General features: G+C 70.5%; 1 protein-coding gene. It reads left to right on the forward strand.

Annotation, left to right across the window (positions count from 1 at the left end):
• Positions 1–230: 230 nt before the first annotated feature.
• Positions 231–627: flagellar biosynthetic protein FliO (locus tag AC2W7M_RS26985; protein ID WP_486136305.1), on the forward strand; the 397-nt coding region annotated here is incomplete at its 3' end.

The following is a 627-nucleotide window of genomic DNA, read 5'->3' on the forward strand; positions in this document are numbered from 1 at the left end:
GCCCTTGCCCTCGGAGGGCGCGCCCCTCGCGTTGCGTCAGCCAGGCGGCCCCCCTCCCCCGGGACCCCGCGCGAACGGGATCAAAACAATTCTAGATTCGCGTCCGGTTTAAATCCTGCCATGATTATCAAGAAAACCTTAGGGCCTGGGCGCGCAAGATCGCGCATTGTGGACCCACGGTCATCCGTCCGCCCTGACTCCCGTTCCCGCATGCAGCCAGCGGAGGCATGATGTTGCAGCAGATTTTCGGCACCCAGCTCGACTTTCCGGTCCGGCTCGGCATTGCCCTTCTCGTCATCGCCGTGCTGCTCGGCGCCACGGTCATGCTGGTCCGCGCCATCGGCGGGCGGCGGGCGACCCTGGCGCGGGGGCGCTCGGGTCCGCGGCTGACGATCGTCGATTCCCTCAGCGTCGATGCGCGCCGCCGGCTGATGCTGGTGCGCCGCGACGATGTCGAGCACCTGATCCTGGTCGGCGGCACCGCCGACCTCGTCGTCGAGGCGGACATCGGCAAGCCCGTGACCGCCGCCCAGCCGGTCCTGGTCCGCGAGGCTCAGGTCCGCGAGAGCGGGGCGCCACCGGCGCAGATCCGCAGCCCGCAGGCCGCCCCCGGCGCTCGCGCGGGAG

It is taken from the genome of Xanthobacter sp. BG11Y11_SDJG (genome assembly GCF_057364445.1).